General features: G+C 53.8%; 17 protein-coding genes and 1 pseudogene. 12 read left to right on the top strand and 6 right to left on the bottom strand.

Features of this window, described 5'->3' with window-relative positions:
* The first annotated feature begins 20 nt into the window (after positions 1–20).
* The 6 genes from cmtB to OGV82_RS11175 are packed head-to-tail and all read left to right on the top strand — an operon-like array spanning position 21 to position 5397.
* The gene (cmtB, locus tag OGV82_RS11150) at positions 21–461 is read left to right on the top strand and encodes a PTS mannitol transporter subunit IIA (RefSeq protein WP_047461368.1); all 441 of its coding nucleotides are present in this window, start codon (positions 21–23) and stop codon (positions 459–461) included.
* A 27-nt stretch (positions 462–488) separates the two neighbouring features.
* Positions 489–1871 carry a PTS mannitol transporter subunit IIBC gene (locus OGV82_RS11155; RefSeq protein WP_101744087.1) on the top strand — a complete coding sequence of 461 codons (1383 nt, stop codon included), beginning with the start codon at positions 489–491 and terminating at the stop codon, positions 1869–1871.
* Positions 1872–1895: 24 nt separating this feature from the next.
* Positions 1896–3173, top strand: coding sequence for a zinc-binding dehydrogenase (locus OGV82_RS11160; RefSeq protein WP_012135046.1), 1278 nt, complete (start codon positions 1896–1898; stop codon positions 3171–3173).
* On the top strand, positions 3170–4141 hold the full coding sequence (gene glpX / locus OGV82_RS11165; RefSeq protein ID WP_047461372.1) for a class II fructose-bisphosphatase: 972 nt from the start codon (positions 3170–3172) through the stop codon (positions 4139–4141). The genes OGV82_RS11160 and glpX overlap by 4 nt, the downstream gene beginning before the upstream one ends.
* Before the next feature lie 15 nt (positions 4142–4156).
* The gene (locus OGV82_RS11170; protein WP_047461374.1) at positions 4157–4666 is read left to right on the top strand and encodes an MltR family transcriptional regulator; all 510 of its coding nucleotides are present in this window, start codon (positions 4157–4159) and stop codon (positions 4664–4666) included.
* Complete coding sequence (locus OGV82_RS11175; RefSeq protein ID WP_047461376.1) at positions 4663–5397, top strand: nucleoside/nucleotide kinase family protein; 735 nt, start codon at positions 4663–4665, stop codon at positions 5395–5397. Before OGV82_RS11170 ends, OGV82_RS11175 begins: the two co-directional genes overlap by 4 nt.
* Here OGV82_RS11175 and OGV82_RS11180 read toward each other — a convergent pair.
* The 5 genes from OGV82_RS11180 to OGV82_RS11200 are packed head-to-tail and all read right to left on the bottom strand — an operon-like array spanning position 5330 to position 8432.
* Complete coding sequence (locus tag OGV82_RS11180) at positions 5330–6037, bottom strand: ABC transporter ATP-binding protein (protein WP_047461378.1); 708 nt, start codon at positions 6035–6037, stop codon at positions 5330–5332. The genes OGV82_RS11175 and OGV82_RS11180 overlap by 68 nt on opposite strands.
* Complete coding sequence (locus tag OGV82_RS11185) at positions 6031–6708, bottom strand: energy-coupling factor ABC transporter ATP-binding protein (RefSeq protein WP_012135041.1); 678 nt, start codon at positions 6706–6708, stop codon at positions 6031–6033. Before OGV82_RS11185 ends, OGV82_RS11180 begins: the two co-directional genes overlap by 7 nt.
* Positions 6696–7403 carry an energy-coupling factor transporter transmembrane component T gene (locus OGV82_RS11190; protein ID WP_012135040.1) on the bottom strand — a complete coding sequence of 236 codons (708 nt, stop codon included), beginning with the start codon at positions 7401–7403 and terminating at the stop codon, positions 6696–6698. Before OGV82_RS11190 ends, OGV82_RS11185 begins: the two co-directional genes overlap by 13 nt.
* On the bottom strand, positions 7403–7981 hold the full coding sequence (locus OGV82_RS11195; RefSeq protein WP_012135039.1) for an ECF transporter S component: 579 nt from the start codon (positions 7979–7981) through the stop codon (positions 7403–7405). The genes OGV82_RS11190 and OGV82_RS11195 overlap by 1 nt, the downstream gene beginning before the upstream one ends.
* 25 nt (positions 7982–8006) lie before the next feature.
* Positions 8007–8432, bottom strand: a complete 426-nt coding sequence (locus OGV82_RS11200) for a PPC domain-containing DNA-binding protein (protein ID WP_012135038.1) — start codon at positions 8430–8432, stop codon at positions 8007–8009.
* Between the two features lie 374 nt (positions 8433–8806).
* On the opposite strand from OGV82_RS11200, the gene epd reads away from it, so the two are divergent.
* From epd to fbaA, 3 genes are all read left to right on the top strand, one after another.
* Positions 8807–9826 carry an erythrose-4-phosphate dehydrogenase gene (gene epd / locus OGV82_RS11205; RefSeq protein ID WP_012135037.1) on the top strand — a complete coding sequence of 340 codons (1020 nt, stop codon included), beginning with the start codon at positions 8807–8809 and terminating at the stop codon, positions 9824–9826.
* 81 nt (positions 9827–9907) lie between these two features.
* Positions 9908–11071 (top strand): phosphoglycerate kinase, encoded by a 1164-nt coding sequence (gene pgk / locus OGV82_RS11210; RefSeq protein ID WP_024130932.1) that lies wholly within the window; start codon positions 9908–9910, stop codon positions 11069–11071.
* Positions 11072–11171: 100 nt separating this feature from the next.
* On the top strand, positions 11172–12251 hold the full coding sequence (gene fbaA / locus OGV82_RS11215) for a class II fructose-bisphosphate aldolase (RefSeq protein ID WP_012135034.1): 1080 nt from the start codon (positions 11172–11174) through the stop codon (positions 12249–12251).
* A 133-nt stretch (positions 12252–12384) separates the two neighbouring features.
* Here the strand turns inward: fbaA and OGV82_RS11220 are convergent, their stop codons facing one another.
* Positions 12385–13290, bottom strand: a complete 906-nt coding sequence (locus tag OGV82_RS11220) for a carbamate kinase (protein ID WP_047461381.1) — start codon at positions 13288–13290, stop codon at positions 12385–12387.
* A 337-nt stretch (positions 13291–13627) separates the two neighbouring features.
* Between OGV82_RS11220 and OGV82_RS11225 the strand changes: the two are divergent.
* The 3 genes and pseudogenes from OGV82_RS11225 to OGV82_RS11240 all read left to right on the top strand — a co-directional run bounded on the left by OGV82_RS11225 (position 13628) and on the right by OGV82_RS11240 (position 17800).
* Positions 13628–14846, top strand: a pseudogene (locus OGV82_RS11225) (MFS transporter).
* Positions 14847–14859: 13 nt separating this feature from the next.
* Positions 14860–16521 (top strand): acyl-CoA synthetase FdrA, encoded by a 1662-nt coding sequence (locus OGV82_RS11235; protein ID WP_101744088.1) that lies wholly within the window; start codon positions 14860–14862, stop codon positions 16519–16521.
* 16 nt (positions 16522–16537) lie between these two features.
* A complete protein-coding gene (locus OGV82_RS11240; protein ID WP_047461385.1) occupies positions 16538–17800 on the top strand; it encodes a YlbE family protein in 1263 nt (420 codons plus the stop codon).
* Positions 17801–17882: the final 82 nt, after the last annotated feature.

A 17882-nucleotide genomic window follows, 5' to 3' on the forward strand; every position in this document is an offset into this window, starting at 1 on the left:
TATATAAATAAGGATAATTTATGCGGCTGATTGATTATTTCCCTGAATCGTCAATAGCAATAAAAAATTCAGCGACTGACTGGCGCGAAGCAATTGATTTTTCCATGTCCTCTCTGCTTTCTCATGACTATGTTAACTCACGGTATATTCAGGCCATTAAAGAGTCCACATTAACCAATGGACCTTATTATATTCTGGCGCCAGGCGTCGCAATGCCGCATGCGCGTCCTGAATGTGGTGCTTTAAAAACGGGGATGTCGTTAACACTCCTCCGGCAAGAAGTGAAGTTTACAGAAGATGATCCGATCAAACTATTAATCGGTTTATCCGCCGCAGATGCGGACTCTCACATTGGCGCTATTCAGGCGTTAAGTGAATTATTATGTGAAGATGAAATTCTTACTGAGTTGTTAACAGCGACATCTGAAAAACAGCTAGCGGATATTATTGCTCGCGCATAATTAATTTCTCCTCTACAGGATATTATTATGGAACACAAGTCTGCTCGTGCAAAGGTCCAGGCTTTTGGGGGCTTTTTGACTGCAATGGTCATTCCCAATATCGGCGCATTTATTGCCTGGGGGTTTATTACTGCCTTATTTATTCCAACCGGTTGGCTACCGAATGAACATTTCGCCAAAATAGTTGGCCCTATGATCACCTATTTGCTGCCAGTTATGATCGGTTCTACTGGCGGCCATCTGGTGGGTGGGAAACGAGGCGCGGTGATGGGGGGAATTGGTACGATTGGCGTCATTATCGGCGCGGATATTCCTATGTTCCTCGGCTCAATGATCATGGGGCCACTTGGTGGGCTGGTGATTAAACATATCGACCGACTGCTGGACAAGCGTATTCCTGCTGGCTTTGAGATGGTGATTAATAACTTCTCTCTGGGGATTGCCGGGATGCTCCTGTGCCTGCTGGGGTTTGAGGTGATTGGCCCGGCAGTGCTTATCGCGAATAATTTTGTGAAAGAGTGTATTGAATCGCTGGTGCATGCCGGTTATCTGCCGCTGCTGTCGCTTATTAACGAACCTGCGAAAATTCTCTTTCTGAATAACGCGATTGATCAGGGCGTCTATTACCCGTTGGGGATGCAACAGGCGTCGGAGACGGGGAAATCGATTTTCTTCATGGTGGCCTCTAACCCTGGCCCGGGATTAGGGCTACTGCTGGGCTTTACCTTCTTTGGCCGTGGTATGAGCAAAAAATCCGCGCCGGGAGCGATGATCATCCACTTCCTGGGGGGGATTCACGAGCTGTACTTCCCGTATGTACTGATGAAACCGTTAACGCTGATTGCGATGATCGCTGGCGGGATGACGGGAACCTGGGTGTTTAATCTGTTAGGCGGTGGACTGGTTGCAGGCCCAAGTCCAGGTTCGATTTTCGCGTACCTTGCGCTGACGCCGAAAGGATCTTTCCTGGCTACGATCGCGGGTGTAACGGCGGGAACGCTGGTGACCTTCATCGTGACTTCGATCATCCTGAAAATGGAAAAGAGCGTTGAAACGGAGAATGAAGAAGACAATTTCGCAGAGTCTGCGAAAGCCGTGAAGGCAATGAAACAGGAAGGCGCATTTTCTTATAAGAATATTAAACGTATCGCTTTTGTCTGCGATGCCGGAATGGGTTCCAGCGCGATGGGGGCAACGACATTCCGTAAGCGTCTGGAGAAAGCCGGTCTGGTGATTGCGGTGGCTCATCATGCTATCGAAAATGTTCCTGATGACGCCGATATTATCGTGACGCATGCCAGCCTTGAGGGCCGCGTTAAGCGTGTGAGTAATAAACCCACGGTGTTAATTAAAAATTACATCGGTGACCCACTGCTGGATGAATTATTTAAAAAACTCATCGCGGATTAGCATCATCAATTTTTCGGAGTAACTATGAAGACCAAAGTAGCTGCTATTTATGGTAAGCAGGATGTTCGCATCCGCGAGTTTGAATTGCCTGAAATTACAGATAATGAACTGTTAGTGAGTGTAATATCAGACAGCGTGTGTTTATCGACATGGAAAGCCGCCACGTTAGGTAGCGAGCATAAACGTGTGCCTGATGACTTAGAGAATCACCCGGTTATTACTGGTCATGAGTGTGCAGGTATTATTGTTGAAGTGGGGAAAAACCTGACCGATAAATATAAAAAGGGACAACGTTTTGTGTTGCAACCGGCGATGGGGTTGCCCAGCGGATATTCAGCGGGATATAGCTATGAATATTTTGGCGGCAATGCGACGTATATGATTATTCCTGAGCTGGCGATTAACCTCGGCTGTGTTTTACCGTATCACGGCTCTTATTTCGCGGCGGCGTCACTGGCAGAACCCATGTGCTGTATTATCGGCGCATACAATGCGAACTACCACACGACGCCTTATGTTTATGAGCACCGTATGGGGGTGAAACCTGGCGGTAATATTGCGCTTCTGGCGTGTGCCGGGCCGATGGGGATCGGCGCCATTGATTATGCCATCAACGGTGGTATCCAGCCTTCGCGAGTGGTGGTGGTCGATATTGATGAAGCCCGTCTGTCACAAGCGAAAAAACTGCTGCCGGTCGAGCTGGCGGCGGCGAAGGGGATTGAGCTTGTTTATGTGAATACCTGCGGCATGGAAAACCCGACGGCAAAACTGCGTGCGCTAACGGAAGATGCGGGTTTCGATGACGTTTTCGTTTACGCCGCCGTCCCGGCGGTGGTGGAAATGGCCGATACACTGCTGGCTGAAGACGGTTGTCTGAACTTTTTCGCGGGCCCAACGGATAAAGATTTTAAGGTTCCGTTTAACTTCTACAACGTGCATTACAACAGTACCCATGTTGTGGGAACATCCGGCGGTTCGACCGATGACATGAAAGAGGCCATTGCGTTGAGCGCCACAGGGCAACTACAGCCTTCATTTATGGTAACGCACATTGGCGGGCTGGATGCCGTCCCGGAAACGGTGCTTAACCTGCCCAATATTCCGGGCGGGAAAAAACTCATTTATAACGGTGTGACTATGCCGCTGACCGCTATCGCCGATTTTGCCGAAAAAGGAAAAACCGACCCGTTATTCAAAGCGCTGGCGCGTCTGGTTGAAGAGACGCACGGCATCTGGAATGAAAACGCGGAGAGATATTTGCTGGCGCAGTTTGGCGTAGATATTGGGGAGGCGGCGGCATGATGTCTCTGGCGTGGCCGCTTTTTCGGATTACGGAACAGGCAGCGCTTGCTGCCTGGCCGCAAACCGGATGCGGCGATAAAAACAAAATCGATGGACTGGCGGTGACAGCCATGCGTCAGTCATTAAATGAAGTCGCCATGCGGGGCAAAATTGTTATCGGCGAAGGCGAAATCGACCATGCGCCGATGTTGTATATCGGTGAGGAGGTCGGAACCGGGACAGGGCCGAGCGTGGATATCGCCGTCGACCCGATTGAGGGAACGCGCATGGTGGCGATGGGGCAGAATAATGCGTTGTCCGTGATGGCGCTGGCGCCGCAGGGGAGCCTGCTGCATGCGCCTGACATGTATATGCGCAAACTGGTGGTTAACCGTCAGGCGAAAGGGGCGATTAACCTCGCGTTATCACTGGAAGAGAACCTGCGTAATATTGCCGCTGCGCTGAATAAGCCGCTCACGTCGTTGCGTATGGCGACGCTGGATAAACCGCGCCATCAGGCGGTTATTCAGCAGGCCGCGCGGCTTGGCGTTAAGGTGTTTGCTTTGCCGGACGGCGATGTCGCCGCCAGTGTATTAACCTGCCAGCAGCATCATCCGTTCGATGTGATGTACGCTATTGGCGGCGCGCCGGAAGGGGTGATATCAGCCTGTGCCGTGAAGGCGCTTGATGGTGATATGCAGGCTGAGTTGATTGACTTTTGTCAGGCGAAAGGTGAAACGGCGGAACACCGATTGATCGCGAACGATGAGTTACGCCGCTGTAAGCAAATGGGTGTCGCGGTGAACCGGGTTTATACGCTGGATGAACTTGTGGGAAGCCAGGATATTCTGTTTTCAGCAACGGGCGTAACGGGAGGCGATCTGTTACATGGCGTGCAGAAAACGGAAAATGGCGTCAGTACGCAAACATTACTGATCGGCGGCATCGATCGAACGTGTAATATAATAGACTCTCTGCATTGCTGGTGATTTATCGAGAAACGCATGACGACGTTGACAGAAGATGATGTACTTGAGCAACTGGACGCTCAGGATAATTTACTTTCGTTTATGGCAACCGCAAATGACATCCTGTTGCAGGCCATCAAAAATTTTCTGCCGTCATTATTCGTCAATAACGATGAAGAAATCGTCGAATATGCAGTGAAGCCGTTACTGGCTCAAAGCGGCCCGCTTGATGACATTGATGTGGCAATACGTTTGATTTATGCGTTGGGAAAAATGGATAAATGGCTGTATGCCGATGTGATTCACTTCTCTCAGTTTTATCAGTATTTACGTGAACAGCGTGAAATCCCCCGTTTTTCTGATGATATCACCTGGGATTTTATGAGTAACGTCAATAGCATAACGACGAATGCCACACTCTACAATTCGTTGAAATCAATGAAGTTTGCAGATTTCGCCATCTATTCAGAAATACGTTTTGTCACCATGATCAAAACCGGGCTGGCTTTAGCGGTAACGACGATATTAAGGGAATTAACACCGTGAAAATATCGCTCCAGATTAATGGGCTGATGACTGACGCCTGGTATGATGACGATGAAGTAGAAAATGTCCATAAACCGCTGTTACGGCATCTGGCAACATTAAACGCGAAAACACCTGAGCGCCGCACCGTTATTTTTCTGAGCGCCCCGCCAGGAACAGGAAAGTCAACGCTCACCACCTTCTGGGAATATCTGTCGCGTAACGATCCAGAATTACCGACGATCCAGACGCTGCCGATGGATGGCTTCCATCATTATAATCGCTGGCTGGATGAGCATGAACTACGCGCCGCTAAAGGTGCGCCTGAAACCTTTAACGTTGAAAAACTGGCGAGTAATTTACGTCAGCTCCATGAGCAAAATGCAACCTGGCCTCAATATGATCGCCAACTGCATGACCCTGTCGAAAATGCCATTCAGGTGACGGCGCCTGTCGTTATTATTGAAGGAAACTGGCTGTTGTATAACGCGCCGTCCTGGCGCGAGCTACGGCAGTATTGCGATTATTCACTGTTTATCCGCGCGCCTGCCGATGTGCTGCGCGGCCGTTTAATCGCACGTAAACAGGCAGGAGGGCTGAGCGAAGAGCAGGCGCAGATATTTTTTGACCGTACCGACGGGCCTAACGTTTGTCGGGTGCTGGAAAACAGCTTACCTGCGAGTCTTACGTTAGAGATGACGGCAAAGGGTGAGTATCGTCTTGCGCAGGCGTTGCCTGACGAGCCCCAGTAATGGCCCCGTTATGCAGACGAACCACCCTGGAAAAATGGCGCTGCGTAAAGGCGGCGTCATGACTGATCGCCACCACGCTGGTTCCCCGTTGTCGGCAAACCGCGAGCCAGTTTTCAAAGATTGCCAGCCAGTGGGCGTCAAAATCCCGGCTGGGTTCATCAAGCATCAGAATTGCTGGTCTCATGACGTCAAGACTGGCAACAGCGACCATACGGCGTTGCGCCGTATGAAGATCTAACGGATGCATATCCGCGACCTCTTCCAGAGCGCATAATTTCAGCGCCGTAGCGGTGCGTTGCGCAATTTCGGTCGGCGGCAACTTTTGTAGCCGCAAGCCAAAAGCGACCTCTTCGGCGACATTACTGTGAAAAAGCTGGTTTTCCGCTTCCTGAAACAGCACGCCGAGAATCTGCGCGCGTTCGCGGTTTTTGCGTTGCGCAATCGGCGTTCCCTGAAGCAGCACGTCGCCGGATGACGGAGTGAGTAAGCCAGCCATGATGCGCAGAAGCGTCGATTTCCCCGCGCCGTTATCACCGGTCAGCGCCAGCCATTCCCCTGCGTTCAGCGTCAGTGAGATATCGTGAAGGCAGGGAGTAGCGGCGCCCGGCCAGCGAAAAGTCACCTGTTCTAGCGTCAGCATCGTAAAGATAATCCTTCGTTGTGCAACTGCCATGTGCGATCGCAATAGGCGAGAAAGGGGGCGGGGTCACGCTCAAAAAGAATGATTAACGCCTGTTGCGTATGCGCCCAGTCCTGTAAACGCGCCAGCAGCAGCGCCGTGGCCTGAGCCGTTAAACGGCTGAACGCTTCATCAAGAATCAACAGTTTCGGCTGCATAGCGAGTGCGCTGGCAATCACCACGCGCTGAGTTTCCCCGCCGGAAAGCGTACCCGGGTGGCGATGGCGCAATGGCTGGCATTCCGTCAGCGAGAGCGCGGCATCAACGCGACGCAGGATCTCCGCTTCTCTGAGCGCAAGGTTTTCCGGGCCGAACGCGATCTCTTCCTCTACGCTGAAGGTACAGCCGGAAAGTTGCAGCCAGGGCGACTGCTGGACAAGCTGGATGGTTTGCGCGTGTTCCGCCAGGGAGCGCTGCCCTATGGGCGTGCATAACAGTTCGCCTTTGCCGTCGATCGCGCCGGGAAGAAAATCGGGAAACCAGCCCGCCATTAACTGCGCCAGCGTACTTTTTCCGCTGCCGTTATTGCCAAAAATCGCCACGATACCGGGCGTGTCGTAATGAAAATCGAAGCACAGCGGGGCGCGCGTCGCATGTGTCGGGTGATAACGGAACTGCTCTAGCGTAACCATATCCACACTCCGGTTTCGACCAGCATCGCCAGTATCATGCTGTAGCGTGCGACCCGTTGCCGGGCGCTGTCCTCCGGCGCCCACAATGTGGTGCGACGGCGATGTAAACGAAACGCCCGCATATCCAATGCCGCGCCGCGAACCGCCAGATCGTTGAGCGCATTGTGCGTTAACGGAACGATAAGCGCAGGCATGGCGCGAAGTCGCTGATACCAACGTTCGTCCAGCGGCACGCCGCGGGCGCGCTGGGCTTCATGAATGATCGACAGCTGGCGTTTTAGCTGTTCGACAACCAGTAGTGGGCCGGCAAACAGGTAGGCGATGCCCGGCGGCAGGCGTGAGGCGAACAGGGCGCGAATAAACTGGCGAACCGGCACGTACTGCATCCACAACTGTGAGGTGGAGACTATCGCCAGAATCCGTAGCCAGAGCGTGACGGCGTGTTGCCAGCGTTGCGGATCGCGCGGCTGGCCGCTGATCCACTCGGTCAGCCAGCCTCCGTGTACCAGCCATAGGCCGAACCCCAGAGAAAACATCAGCCACGCGACATATTTCGCCCGCGGGCGCGTGGCGCTTATCCCCAGTAAACAGAGAAACGTCGCCGCGCTGTACAGCGTGAGCGCCATGCCGGCAGGAAGCAGCAGCGTGGTGCAGGCGGCCAGCGCCCAGAGCGTTAACGAGGTAAAAGGGTGCATTAGCGCACGGGCGACATCGTTGGGAAATGGCGCGTGGTGCGTAATGGCAACTGGCGCAACAGCACCCAGACGATAATCGCGGTCAGGATTTTATCGACCAGATTCGCCCCCAGGACGGTAATCGCAACGGACTCCACCAGGTTCTGACCGACAGAGTGCATCCAGGCGACAAACAGGTCGGCGCCGCTTCCGGTCACACCGCCAAACAGCGTGGTTCGCAGCGGCACGGCGACAACTGTGACCGCCAGCGTAATCACCACGCCGCTGGCCACCACTTTTGGCAGGGTGCGAAACCATCCGGCACGCGCCAGCCAACCGGCGACCAGACCAATCACCATCGCGACCGGCGCAAAGGCGGCGGCGATGGGATCGGTTAATAATCCCCAGAGTACGTTGGTGAGCAACCCGGTTAACATGCCGACAATCGGGCCGAGCAGGACGGCGCTGATCAACGTCCCGATGGAGTCGAGGAAAACCGGTAACTTCAACATGCTGATGAGCTGTCCGCCGATCATATTGATGGCGATAGCAATCACGATCAAAGCCAGGGACTGGCTGGAAAACTGGCGACGCGCCATAGAAAACCTCTTACTGAGTGAAACGTTAACGGGGTGAGATAACCAGTTCTTCATAACCGGAAACAGCGCAGGGCTGGCGGCTAAACGCCAGCGCGTTAAGCTCTCCGATGACCAGCTCAAGCGTGGTGCGAACGGTACAGCCTGCCATCATATGGCCGCCCAGCATTGCGCCTTTTGGGTCGGAAACAGAGAGATGAAGGTGTTCGCCAGTGAGTTCCAGCGTGCCGTTCAGGGAGATGACCTCATACGTTCCGGTGAGCAGGGTGGTTTCCTCTTGCCCGGCGAATCGCAGCGCGACGTCAGTCAGGCTGCCGGTACACCCGGCTATCCACGCGGCGCGCAGTTGGTGCTGTTGGACGAACGCGTGTAGTTGTGAAAAAACTTCCTGGCCGGGAAGCAGGCGCAGCGCATAAAAGCGTGCGGCAGATGAGGGAACTGGCGGCATTGTCATGGTTTGGGGACTCCGAGACTCGGACGTAGCGCTGATAATATAGACGCTGGCTCACGTACTTCCTGATATAAATCAGGATTTGTGATGCGGCAACGAAAAGATATTGCTACGCTTATTCGCCATTCTGGAATATGGAATAAATCGGGCGCTGAAGGGGGCGAAAGTGTGATGCAGGTCAGATAACTGGCTTCTTTGACTGGACAATCATTCCTTTTATTCCTCGTTTCGCTTATTCTAGCTGAAGCGTTTCAGTCGATTAAATGTTCGACAAATAATCAATCAGTCGCAGTTTGCGACAGGTAAGGTTTTCCTCGACGATTTGCTGGATTACTCTGTCAGCCTCATCTGAATCGGGATAGCCTTGCAGGAGACCTATGACCGTACGCGTAGCGATTAATGGCTTTGGTCGCATCGGGCGTAACGTGGTTCGTGCTTTGTATGAATCAGGACGCCGGGCGGAAATCAGCGTGGTGGCAATCAACGAACTTGCGGATGCTGCGGGCATGGCGCATTTGTTGAAATATGACACCAGCCATGGACGTTTTGCATGGGATGTTCGCCAGGAGCGCGAGCAGCTCATCGTCGGCGACGACACGATTCGTATTTTGCACGAGCGAACGCTGGATGCGCTCCCCTGGCGCGAACTGAGTATTGATGTCGTGCTGGATTGCACGGGCGTGTACGGTAATCGTGAACACGGCGAGGCACATCTTGCCGCTGGCGCGAAAAAAGTGCTCTTTTCACATCCCGGCAGCCACGATCTTGACGCCACCGTCGTGTTTGGCGTGAACCAGGAGCAATTGCGTGCGGAACACCGCATCGTATCGAATGCGTCCTGTACCACGAATTGCATCATCCCCGTCATTAAATTGTTAGATGATGCATACGGCATTGAGTCGGGAACCGTCACGACGATCCACTCCGCTATGCACGATCAGCAGGTGATCGACGCGTACCATTCCGATCTGCGACGCACCCGCGCCGCCAGCCAGTCGATTATTCCGGTTGATACCAAACTGGCGGCGGGCATTACGCGAATTTTCCCGCAGTTCAACGACCGTTTTGAGGCGATTGCGGTACGCGTACCGACCATAAATGTGACGGCGATCGACTTAAGCGTGACGGTGAAAAAGCCGGTAAAAGCCAATGAAGTCAACCAGTTGCTGCAAAAAGCAGCACATGGGGCATTTCATGGTATAGTTGACTATACGGAATTGCCGTTGGTCTCGATAGATTTCAACCACGACCCGCATAGCGCCATCGTTGATGGCACCCAGACCCGGGTCAGTGGCGCCCACCTGATCAAGACATTGGTCTGGTGCGATAATGAATGGGGCTTTGCTAACCGAATGCTCGACACGACGTTAGCGATGGCCGCAGTTGGTTTCAAGTAGGACATTCCATGCGCAAAATCCTTCAAAAGGATGAAGCGCATGACGTCTGCAAAACTTTATGAATCAATGAGAGGATTCACCATGTCTGTAATTAAGATGACCGATCTGGATCTTGCTGGTAAACGTGTTTTTATCCGTGCGGATCTGAACGTTCCAGTTAAAGAAGGGAAAGTAACCAGCGACGCGCGTATTCGCGCTTCCCTGCCGACCATCGAACTGGCCCTGAAACAGGGTGCGAAAGTGATGGTTACTTCCCACCTGGGTCGTCCTACCGAAGGCGAGTACAACGAAGAATTCTCTCTGCTGCCGGTTGTTAACTACCTGAAAGACAAACTGTCCAATCCGGTTCGCCTGGTAAAAGATTACCTGGACGGCGTTGAAGTGGCTGCTGGTGAACTGGTGGTTCTGGAAAACGTTCGCTTTAACAAAGGCGAGAAGAAAGACGACGAAGCCCTGTCTAAGAAATACGCTGCGCTGTGCGACGTATTCGTGATGGACGCTTTCGGTACTGCGCACCGCGCTCAGGCTTCTACCCACGGTATCGGTAAATTCGCCGACGTCGCTTGCGCAGGTCCGCTGCTGGCGGCAGAACTGGATGCGCTGGGTAAAGCGCTGAAAGAACCGGCTCGCCCGATGGTGGCTATCGTTGGCGGTTCTAAAGTGTCTACCAAACTGACCGTTCTGGACTCCCTGTCCAAAATCGCTGACCAGCTGATTGTTGGCGGCGGCATCGCAAACACCTTCGTTGCCGCTCAGGGCCACAATGTGGGCAAATCCCTGTACGAAGCTGACCTGGTTGACGAAGCGAAACGCCTGCTGACCACCTGCGATATCCCGGTTCCAACTGACGTACGCGTAGCAACCGAGTTCTCCGAAACCGCTACCGCGACCCTGAAATCTGTTAACGACATCAAAGACGACGAGCAGATTCTGGACCTGGGCGATACTTCCGCTGAGAAACTGGCTGACATCCTGAAGAATGCGAAAACCATTCTGTGGAACGGCCCGGTTGGCGTGTTCGAATTCCCGAACTTCCGTAAAGGCACCGAAATTGTTGCCAACGCGATCGCAGACAGCGAAGCGTTCTCTATCGCAGGCGGCGGCGACACTCTGGCGGCAATCGACCTGTTCGGCATTGCTGACAAAATCTCCTACATCTCCACTGGCGGTGGCGCATTCCTCGAATTCGTGGAAGGCAAAGTGCTGCCAGCAGTAGCAATGCTCGAAGAGCGCGCTAAGAAGTAATCGTTACGGGCAGGGATTCCTGCCCGTTGATTTATTGCCGTGCTGACATTCAGGGCGGCTCGTGTTTTTTCTAAGGCCCGACGATACAGGACAACGAAACATGTCTAAAATTTTTGATTTCGTAAAACCAGGCGTAATTACTGGTGATGACGTACAGAAAGTGTTCCAGGTAGCAAAAGAAAACAACTTTGCTCTACCAGCAGTTAACTGCGTGGGCACCGATTCCATCAACGCCGTTCTGGAAACCGCTGCGAAAGTTAAAGCGCCGGTCATCGTCCAGTTCTCCAACGGTGGCGCTTCCTTTATCGCGGGTAAAGGCGTGAAAACCGACGTTCCTCAGGGCTCGGCAATCCTGGGCGCTATCTCTGGCGCGCATCACGTTCACCAGATGGCTGAACACTACGGTGTTCCGGTAATTCTGCACACCGACCACTGCGCGAAGAAACTGCTGCCGTGGATCGACGGTCTGCTGGACGCGGGTGAAAAACATTTCGCTGCGACCGGTAAGCCGCTGTTCTCTTCTCACATGATCGACCTGTCTGAAGAGTCTCTGGAAGAGAACATCGAAATCTGCTCCAAATACCTGGCGCGCATGGCCAAAATGGGCATGACTCTGGAAATCGAACTGGGTTGCACCGGTGGTGAAGAAGACGGCGTGGACAACAGCCACATGGACGCTTCTGCACTGTACACCCAGCCGGAAGACGTTGATTACGCGTACACTGAGCTGAGCAAAATCAGCCCGCGTTTCACCATCGCGGCTTCCTTCGGTAACGTACACGGTGTTTACAAACCGGGTAACGTGGTTCTGACCCCGACCATCCTGCGCGACTCTCAGGAATATGTTTCTAAGAAACACAACCTGCCGCACAACAGCCTGAACTTCGTATTCCACGGTGGTTCCGGTTCTACTGCTCAGGAAATCAAAGACTCCGTAAGCTACGGCGTAATCAAAATGAACATCGATACCGATACCCAATGGGCGACCTGGGAAGGTGTTCTGAAGTATTACAAAGATAACGAAGCGTATCTTCAGGGTCAGCTGGGCAACCCGAAAGGCGAAGATCAGCCGAACAAGAAATACTACGATCCGCGCGTATGGCTGCGTGCCGGCCAGACTTCCATGATCGCGCGTCTGGAACAGGCTTTCAAAGAACTGAACGCGATTGACGTTCTGTAATTCAGTCTGCTGATTGTAAAACTGGCTTCCTTCGGGAAGCCAGTTTTTTTGCTGGATGGCGATTACGATTGGCAACCGTGCTTCCCGTAGGCCGGATAAGACGCTTTCGCGTCGCCATCCGGCAAAAAGAGGTTTACCGCGTCACACAGGTGCCTTTTTCCCCCGCCAGAATCTGTGGCGCATCTTTTAGCGCGCCGATAAACGCAGTGTTCCCGGTCTGTTTAACAAACTGCATCACCGCTGCGGCTTTGGGGCCCATTGCACCATCGGGGGCGGCAAACGGCGCCAGTTCTTCTACCGTTGCATGGCGCAGCGCGCGCGCCTGTGGCGTTCCCCAGTTCTCATACACAGCGTCCGCATCTGTCAGGATCAACAGATGATCGGCGTGGAGAGACTGCGCCAGCACCGAGGCCGTTAAATCTTTATCAATGACCGCTTCGACTCCCTGGTATCCCTCGTCTTGTGCGATAACCGGAATGCCGCCGCCACCGCAGCAAATTACCGTATGTCCGGCATCTATCAACGTTTGTATTGCGTCACTGTCGAGAATTTTTAATGGTGTCGGAGAGGGAACAACCCGACGAATATAGTTGCCATCGGCTTTCATCTGCCAGCCGTAGCGCGCTTCCAGCTCCGCCTGCTGCGCCGGTTGATATACCGGGCCGATATACTTGCCGGGCGTTGCAAAGGCGTCATCTCGCAGATCGACCGCCACACGGGTCATCAGCGTTGTGACGGGCGCGCCGCCGGTACATGACGCCAGTTCCTGAGCGATAGCAAAACCGATCATTCCCTGGCTTTCGGCGACCAGAATATCCAGCGGCCAGGCGGGGGAGTCTGTACAGGCCGCATTCTGTAACGCCAGCAGACCCACCTGCGGGCCGTTGCCGTGAACAATCACCAGTTGATAATCCCGGGCCAGTACGGATGCCATTCTGGCGAATATCTGAATGCTACGCTGCTGATTTTCCGCGCTAAGAATTTCTCCGCGCTGTAATAACGCATTGCCGCCAAGGGCAATGACGATTTTCTTTTTCATGATGACCTCATTGTGCGAAATATCTCGCGGTAAAAATATCGTCTTGTTATTTTCATAATGTGATGTAACCGACAGCTCATTTACCCACAAAAATATCTCGCTAATCCTTAGCGTTTTTATCTCTTTTATTTAAATTGTTTTAAAAATGATTATTAGACTTTTTTTAATAATGCAGCGGTCAGTTCCCAGGAATTTATAACAATGGATTTTGTGTGATTTTGTTCAAATGAAATGGATTTTTCCCCCGATAAGGTAGCCTCAGTTAAAACATCAAACCTCACGTATCATGTCAGATAGCATGAGGTGTTCAGCGGTAAATATTACCGGGAGATTGCTTATGTCTGGATCATATGAAGTGACTGAGGTCACGAATAAAAGAGGAATACCGGCCTGGTGGGTCACCGTTTTCCTGTTCTGGTTAGGGTGGATTTTTATGTACGCTGACCGCACGATACTCAATCCGGTAATGGGAGAACTGGAAAAAGAATTTGGCTTAAGTGGTACGCAATTAGGTATTCTTAATTCAGTTTTCTATTTTTCTTATGCTTTGCTTCAGGTTCCGGCAGGCATTCTGGGCGATAAGATTGGCAAAAAGAAAGTGCTGGTGCCGGGGTTTATTCTTTTTGGCGTATTCACCGCCGTCACCGGTTGGGCGAAAAGCTGGTATACGCTGCTGTTTGCCCGCGTGGTAACGGGAGCGGGAGAAGGGACTTACTATGGCCCTCAGTATGGCTTGTCTTCCGAGCAAATCCCCAAAAAATACCGCTCGCTGGGCAGCGCAATCATCAATAGCGGGATGGCCTTCGGTATTGCGCTGGGCCTGATGACCTCCAGTTGGCTGGTGTACGACCAGGGGTATTCATGGCGTATGCCATTTTACGCGATGGCGATCCCCTCCGTGCTGGTTGGGATTGCGATCTGGTTGTTTGTGAAAGAGAAGAAGCGCACGGCCGAAGCCGATGGCAAACCGGTAAAAAAAGGGAATTTCAGCGACCTTCTGAAAAACCGTAATTTAATTATCACCTATATTATGGTGTTCTGTAGCCTGTTTGGTTTCTTCGTTATTCTGACCTGGCTTCCCTATTATCTGCAAAGTGAACGTGGCATCGCGGGCAGTGAAACCGGATTTATTTCTTCGCTGGTGGCGTGGATTTCAATTCCTGGCGCGCTGTTATTCTCCAGCCTGTCTGACAAACTGGGTAAGCGTAAACCATTAATTATGTTCCTGGTGCCTGTTGCCATTCTCAGCATGCTGTCAATTATCTGGATGCCAAATATGACCGGCGTCATTATCGCTTTGTGCGTTTATGGCCTTGTCGGAAAACTGGCGCTGGACCCGGTACTGGTCGCTCTGGTGGCGGATAGCGTCGATGAAAATAATTACAGCACGGCATTTGGCTTATTTAATCGGCATGAGTTCCTCCATTCTGGCACCCATTATTGCAGGCGCAGCGCGTGATATCACCGGAAGTCTGGCTTCCAGTTTCTATGTTTCAGCCGCGCTGCTGGCTGTCGGTTTATTCGCCATGTTGTTTTTAAAAGAAAAACGCACATAAAGAGGTAGCGGTAATGATTTACGCCTTTATTAAAAAGGGAAGTTTTCAGGACTCCGTCAGCCTGATGATTATTTCCCGAAAACTCAGTGAACGCCCGGAAGTTGATCAGGTCTCGGTGATGATGGGCACGCCAGCGAATAAGTCGATGCTGGATTCAACCGGGTTCTGGCATGACGATTTTGCCGATGCCACGCCAAACGATATTTGCGTGGCGGTGCGAACCGAAGGCGAACAGCCCGGCATTCTGGATTTGATTCGTGAGCAACTGGAGAAAGAACTGAATGCGATGACGAATGCCTCGGGCAGCTCGCACCAGTTGATTAAAGCGCGCCGCTGGGAGAGCGCATGTCAAAAATTACCCCAGGCCAATCTGCTGTTAGTTTCCGTTGCCGGGGAATATGCCGCATCGGTTGCCAGAGAGGGGCTGCTGGCGAATAAAAACGTGATGCTGTTTTCCGATAACGTGCCGCTGGAACAGGAAGTCGAGCTGAAAACAATGGCGCGCGAGCGGGGGCTGATTGTGATGGGGCCTGACTGTGGCACGGCGATGATTGCCGGAAGTCCGCTGGCTTTTGCCAACGTACTGCCTGAAGGCGGGATTGGCGTAATTGGCGCATCGGGGACGGGGATTCAGGAAGTGACGTCGCAGATTGCGCTGCATCAGCAGGGAATCAGCCATGCAATAGGTCTGGGCGGGCGCGACCTGAGCGCGGAAGTGGGCGGCATCAGCGCGCTGACCGCGCTCGACATGCTGGCCGCGGATGACGCCACGCGGGTGATTGCTTTTGTCTCCAAACCGCCGTCGCCGCAGGTGCGAACCCGCATCATTGCGGCCATGCAAAACGTGGGGAAACCGGTGGTCGCGTTGTTCCTCGGGCGTCAACCGGAACAGCGCCGTGAAGGTAACGTCTGGCTGGCGAACTCCTTGTCAGATGCCGCCCAGCTGGCGGTGCTGCTGATGCGCGTGGCGCAACAGCGACGGATTCAGCCGGAAGTGGCAGGGAAAGGTATTTATGGCCTGTACGCCGGGGGCACGCTGGCAGCCGAAGCCGCCATGCTGCTCTCCGCCGGGCTGGGCGTCCCCGTCAGCGAAAGCCACGACCAGGGCGTGATGCTGGAGGCTGGCGGCCATCGCATTGTCGACCTCGGTGATGACAGTTACACCCTGGGCAGACCTCATCCGATGATTGATCCAACAACCCGCAGTATTGAAATTGAAAAACTGACTGCAATGCCGATGGTGGGCGTGCTGCTGCTGGATGTGGTGCTGGGCTATGGCGCCTGTGCCGACCCGGCGGGAGCGGTCGTCGAGACGATAGAGCAAGTGCGCGCCAAACGCGCCGCGCCGCTGGTGGTGATTGCCACCCTGACCGGTACTGATGCCGACCCGCAGGGGCGCAGCGGGCAGGCGGAAAAACTTCGCGAGGCCGGGATTGCGGTGGTGGAAACGCTGGAAGAAGCCGTCCTGCTCGCCATCAGTCTTACACGCCATCAGGAGCGCGGCATACCGCAAGCACATAGCGCGCTTCTTGATGGCGTGCAGGTCATCAACGCCGGGTTGCGCAGCTTCGCGCTGGATCTGCAAAGCAGCGGTACGCCGGTTGTGCATTATCAGTGGGCGCCCGTTGCCGGTGGCAACGCCCGTCTCGCCAGTCTACTCAAACAGTTACATTAAGTTCAGAGGTACGGATATGTATTCATCTATTGCACAGGCCAACGAAGCCATTATTGAACGAATCAAAGCCGCGCGCCCACATTGGGTTGCGGTACGCCCGGCGAAAGACGCGGTGGCCGAATTAGCGTCTGGACGTAAATTACTGCACGCCGGCCCGCCGATCGACTGGGAAGAGATGACCGGCCCGATGCGCGGCGCCTGTATCGGCGCGTCGCTGTTTGAAGGCTGGGCGGCCAGCGAGGAAGAGGCCGTACGCATGCTGGAACAAGGTGAGGTGGCGTTTATTCCTTGTCATCATGTGGGCGCGGTGGGGCCGATGGGCGGTATCACCTCCGCCAGTATGCCGGTGCTGGTGGTGCGTGACGTGGTGCATGGCAACTCGTCCTGCTGCAACCTTAATGAAGGGATCGGCAAAGTGATGCGTTTCGGCGCTTACGGCGATGACGTCCAGAAACGCCTGCGCTGGATGCGTGATGTGCTGGCGCCGGTGTTGCAGGAAGCGCTCTCGCGGATGGAAAACGGCGTCGATCTGACGGCGCTGATGGCGCAGGCGATCACTATGGGGGATGAGTTCCACCAGCGTAATATTGCCGCCTCTTCTTTGCTGCTGCGCACGTTGTCGCCGGTGATCGCCGGACTGGATCGTCCGAAGGCTGAAATCATTGACGTGCTGCAATTCCTCAGTGTCACCGACCAGTTCTTCCTCAACCTGGCGATGGCCTACAGTAAAGCGGTGATGGATGCGGCGGCGGAAATTAAAGCCGGATCGGTCGTTACGGCCATGACGCGTAACGGTCGCGACTTTGGTATTCGCGTAAGCGGCACCGGCGACCGTTGGTTTACCGCGCCGGTGAATACGCCGCAGGGGCTGTTTTTTACCGGTTACAGCCAGGCCGATGCGAACCCGGATATTGGCGACAGCGCCATCACGGAAACACTGGGGATCGGCGGCGCGGCAATGATTGCCGCGCCTGGCGTAACGCGTTTTGTCGGCGCAGGCGGTATGGGGGCGGCGCTGGAAACGTCGGAAGAGATGGCTGAAATCTATCTGTCCAGCAATCCGCTGTTTCAGATTCCGTCCTGGGATTTCAGGGGTGCCTGCCTGGGGCTGGATATTCGCCGCGTTGTTGAAACGGGGATCACGCCGCTGATTAATACCGGTATTGCCCATCGTGAAGCGGGAATTGGGCAGGTGGGGGCGGGAACCGTACGCGCTCCGCTGCTTTGTTTTGAAAAAGCGCTGGAAGCGCTGGCGGAGTTGCATCACATCACGGCGTAATCGCTTTGCCCGGTGGCGCTACGCTTACCGGGCCTACGGTCTGGCAATGCTGTAAAGGCGTTTACGCCGCCATCCGGCATAC

The organism is Citrobacter sp. CK191, assembly GCF_030333435.1.
Lineage (GTDB): Bacteria > Pseudomonadota > Gammaproteobacteria > Enterobacterales > Enterobacteriaceae > Citrobacter_B > Citrobacter_B koseri.

Bases quoted from the DNA above. Each gene is read 5' to 3' on its own strand.
- cmtB (WP_047461368.1), top strand. From the start codon at position 21: ATGCGGCTGATTGATTATTTCCCTGAATCGTCAATAGCAATAAAAAAT.
- OGV82_RS11155 (WP_101744087.1), top strand. From the start codon at position 489: ATGGAACACAAGTCTGCTCGTGCAAAGGTCCAGGCTTTTGGGGGCTTT.
- OGV82_RS11160 (WP_012135046.1), top strand. From the start codon at position 1,896: ATGAAGACCAAAGTAGCTGCTATTTATGGTAAGCAGGATGTTCGCATC.
- glpX (WP_047461372.1), top strand. From the start codon at position 3,170: ATGATGTCTCTGGCGTGGCCGCTTTTTCGGATTACGGAACAGGCAGCG.
- OGV82_RS11170 (WP_047461374.1), top strand. From the start codon at position 4,157: ATGACGACGTTGACAGAAGATGATGTACTTGAGCAACTGGACGCTCAG.
- OGV82_RS11180 (WP_047461378.1), bottom strand. From the start codon at position 6,037: ATGCTGACGCTAGAACAGGTGACTTTTCGCTGGCCGGGCGCCGCTACT.
- OGV82_RS11185 (WP_012135041.1), bottom strand. From the start codon at position 6,708: ATGGTTACGCTAGAGCAGTTCCGTTATCACCCGACACATGCGACGCGC.
- OGV82_RS11190 (WP_012135040.1), bottom strand. From the start codon at position 7,403: ATGCACCCTTTTACCTCGTTAACGCTCTGGGCGCTGGCCGCCTGCACC.
- OGV82_RS11195 (WP_012135039.1), bottom strand. From the start codon at position 7,981: ATGGCGCGTCGCCAGTTTTCCAGCCAGTCCCTGGCTTTGATCGTGATT.
- OGV82_RS11200 (WP_012135038.1), bottom strand. From the start codon at position 8,432: ATGACAATGCCGCCAGTTCCCTCATCTGCCGCACGCTTTTATGCGCTG.
- epd (WP_012135037.1), top strand. From the start codon at position 8,807: ATGACCGTACGCGTAGCGATTAATGGCTTTGGTCGCATCGGGCGTAAC.
- pgk (WP_024130932.1), top strand. From the start codon at position 9,908: ATGTCTGTAATTAAGATGACCGATCTGGATCTTGCTGGTAAACGTGTT.
- fbaA (WP_012135034.1), top strand. From the start codon at position 11,172: ATGTCTAAAATTTTTGATTTCGTAAAACCAGGCGTAATTACTGGTGAT.
- OGV82_RS11220 (WP_047461381.1), bottom strand. From the start codon at position 13,290: ATGAAAAAGAAAATCGTCATTGCCCTTGGCGGCAATGCGTTATTACAG.
- OGV82_RS11235 (WP_101744088.1), top strand. From the start codon at position 14,860: ATGATTTACGCCTTTATTAAAAAGGGAAGTTTTCAGGACTCCGTCAGC.
- OGV82_RS11240 (WP_047461385.1), top strand. From the start codon at position 16,538: ATGTATTCATCTATTGCACAGGCCAACGAAGCCATTATTGAACGAATC.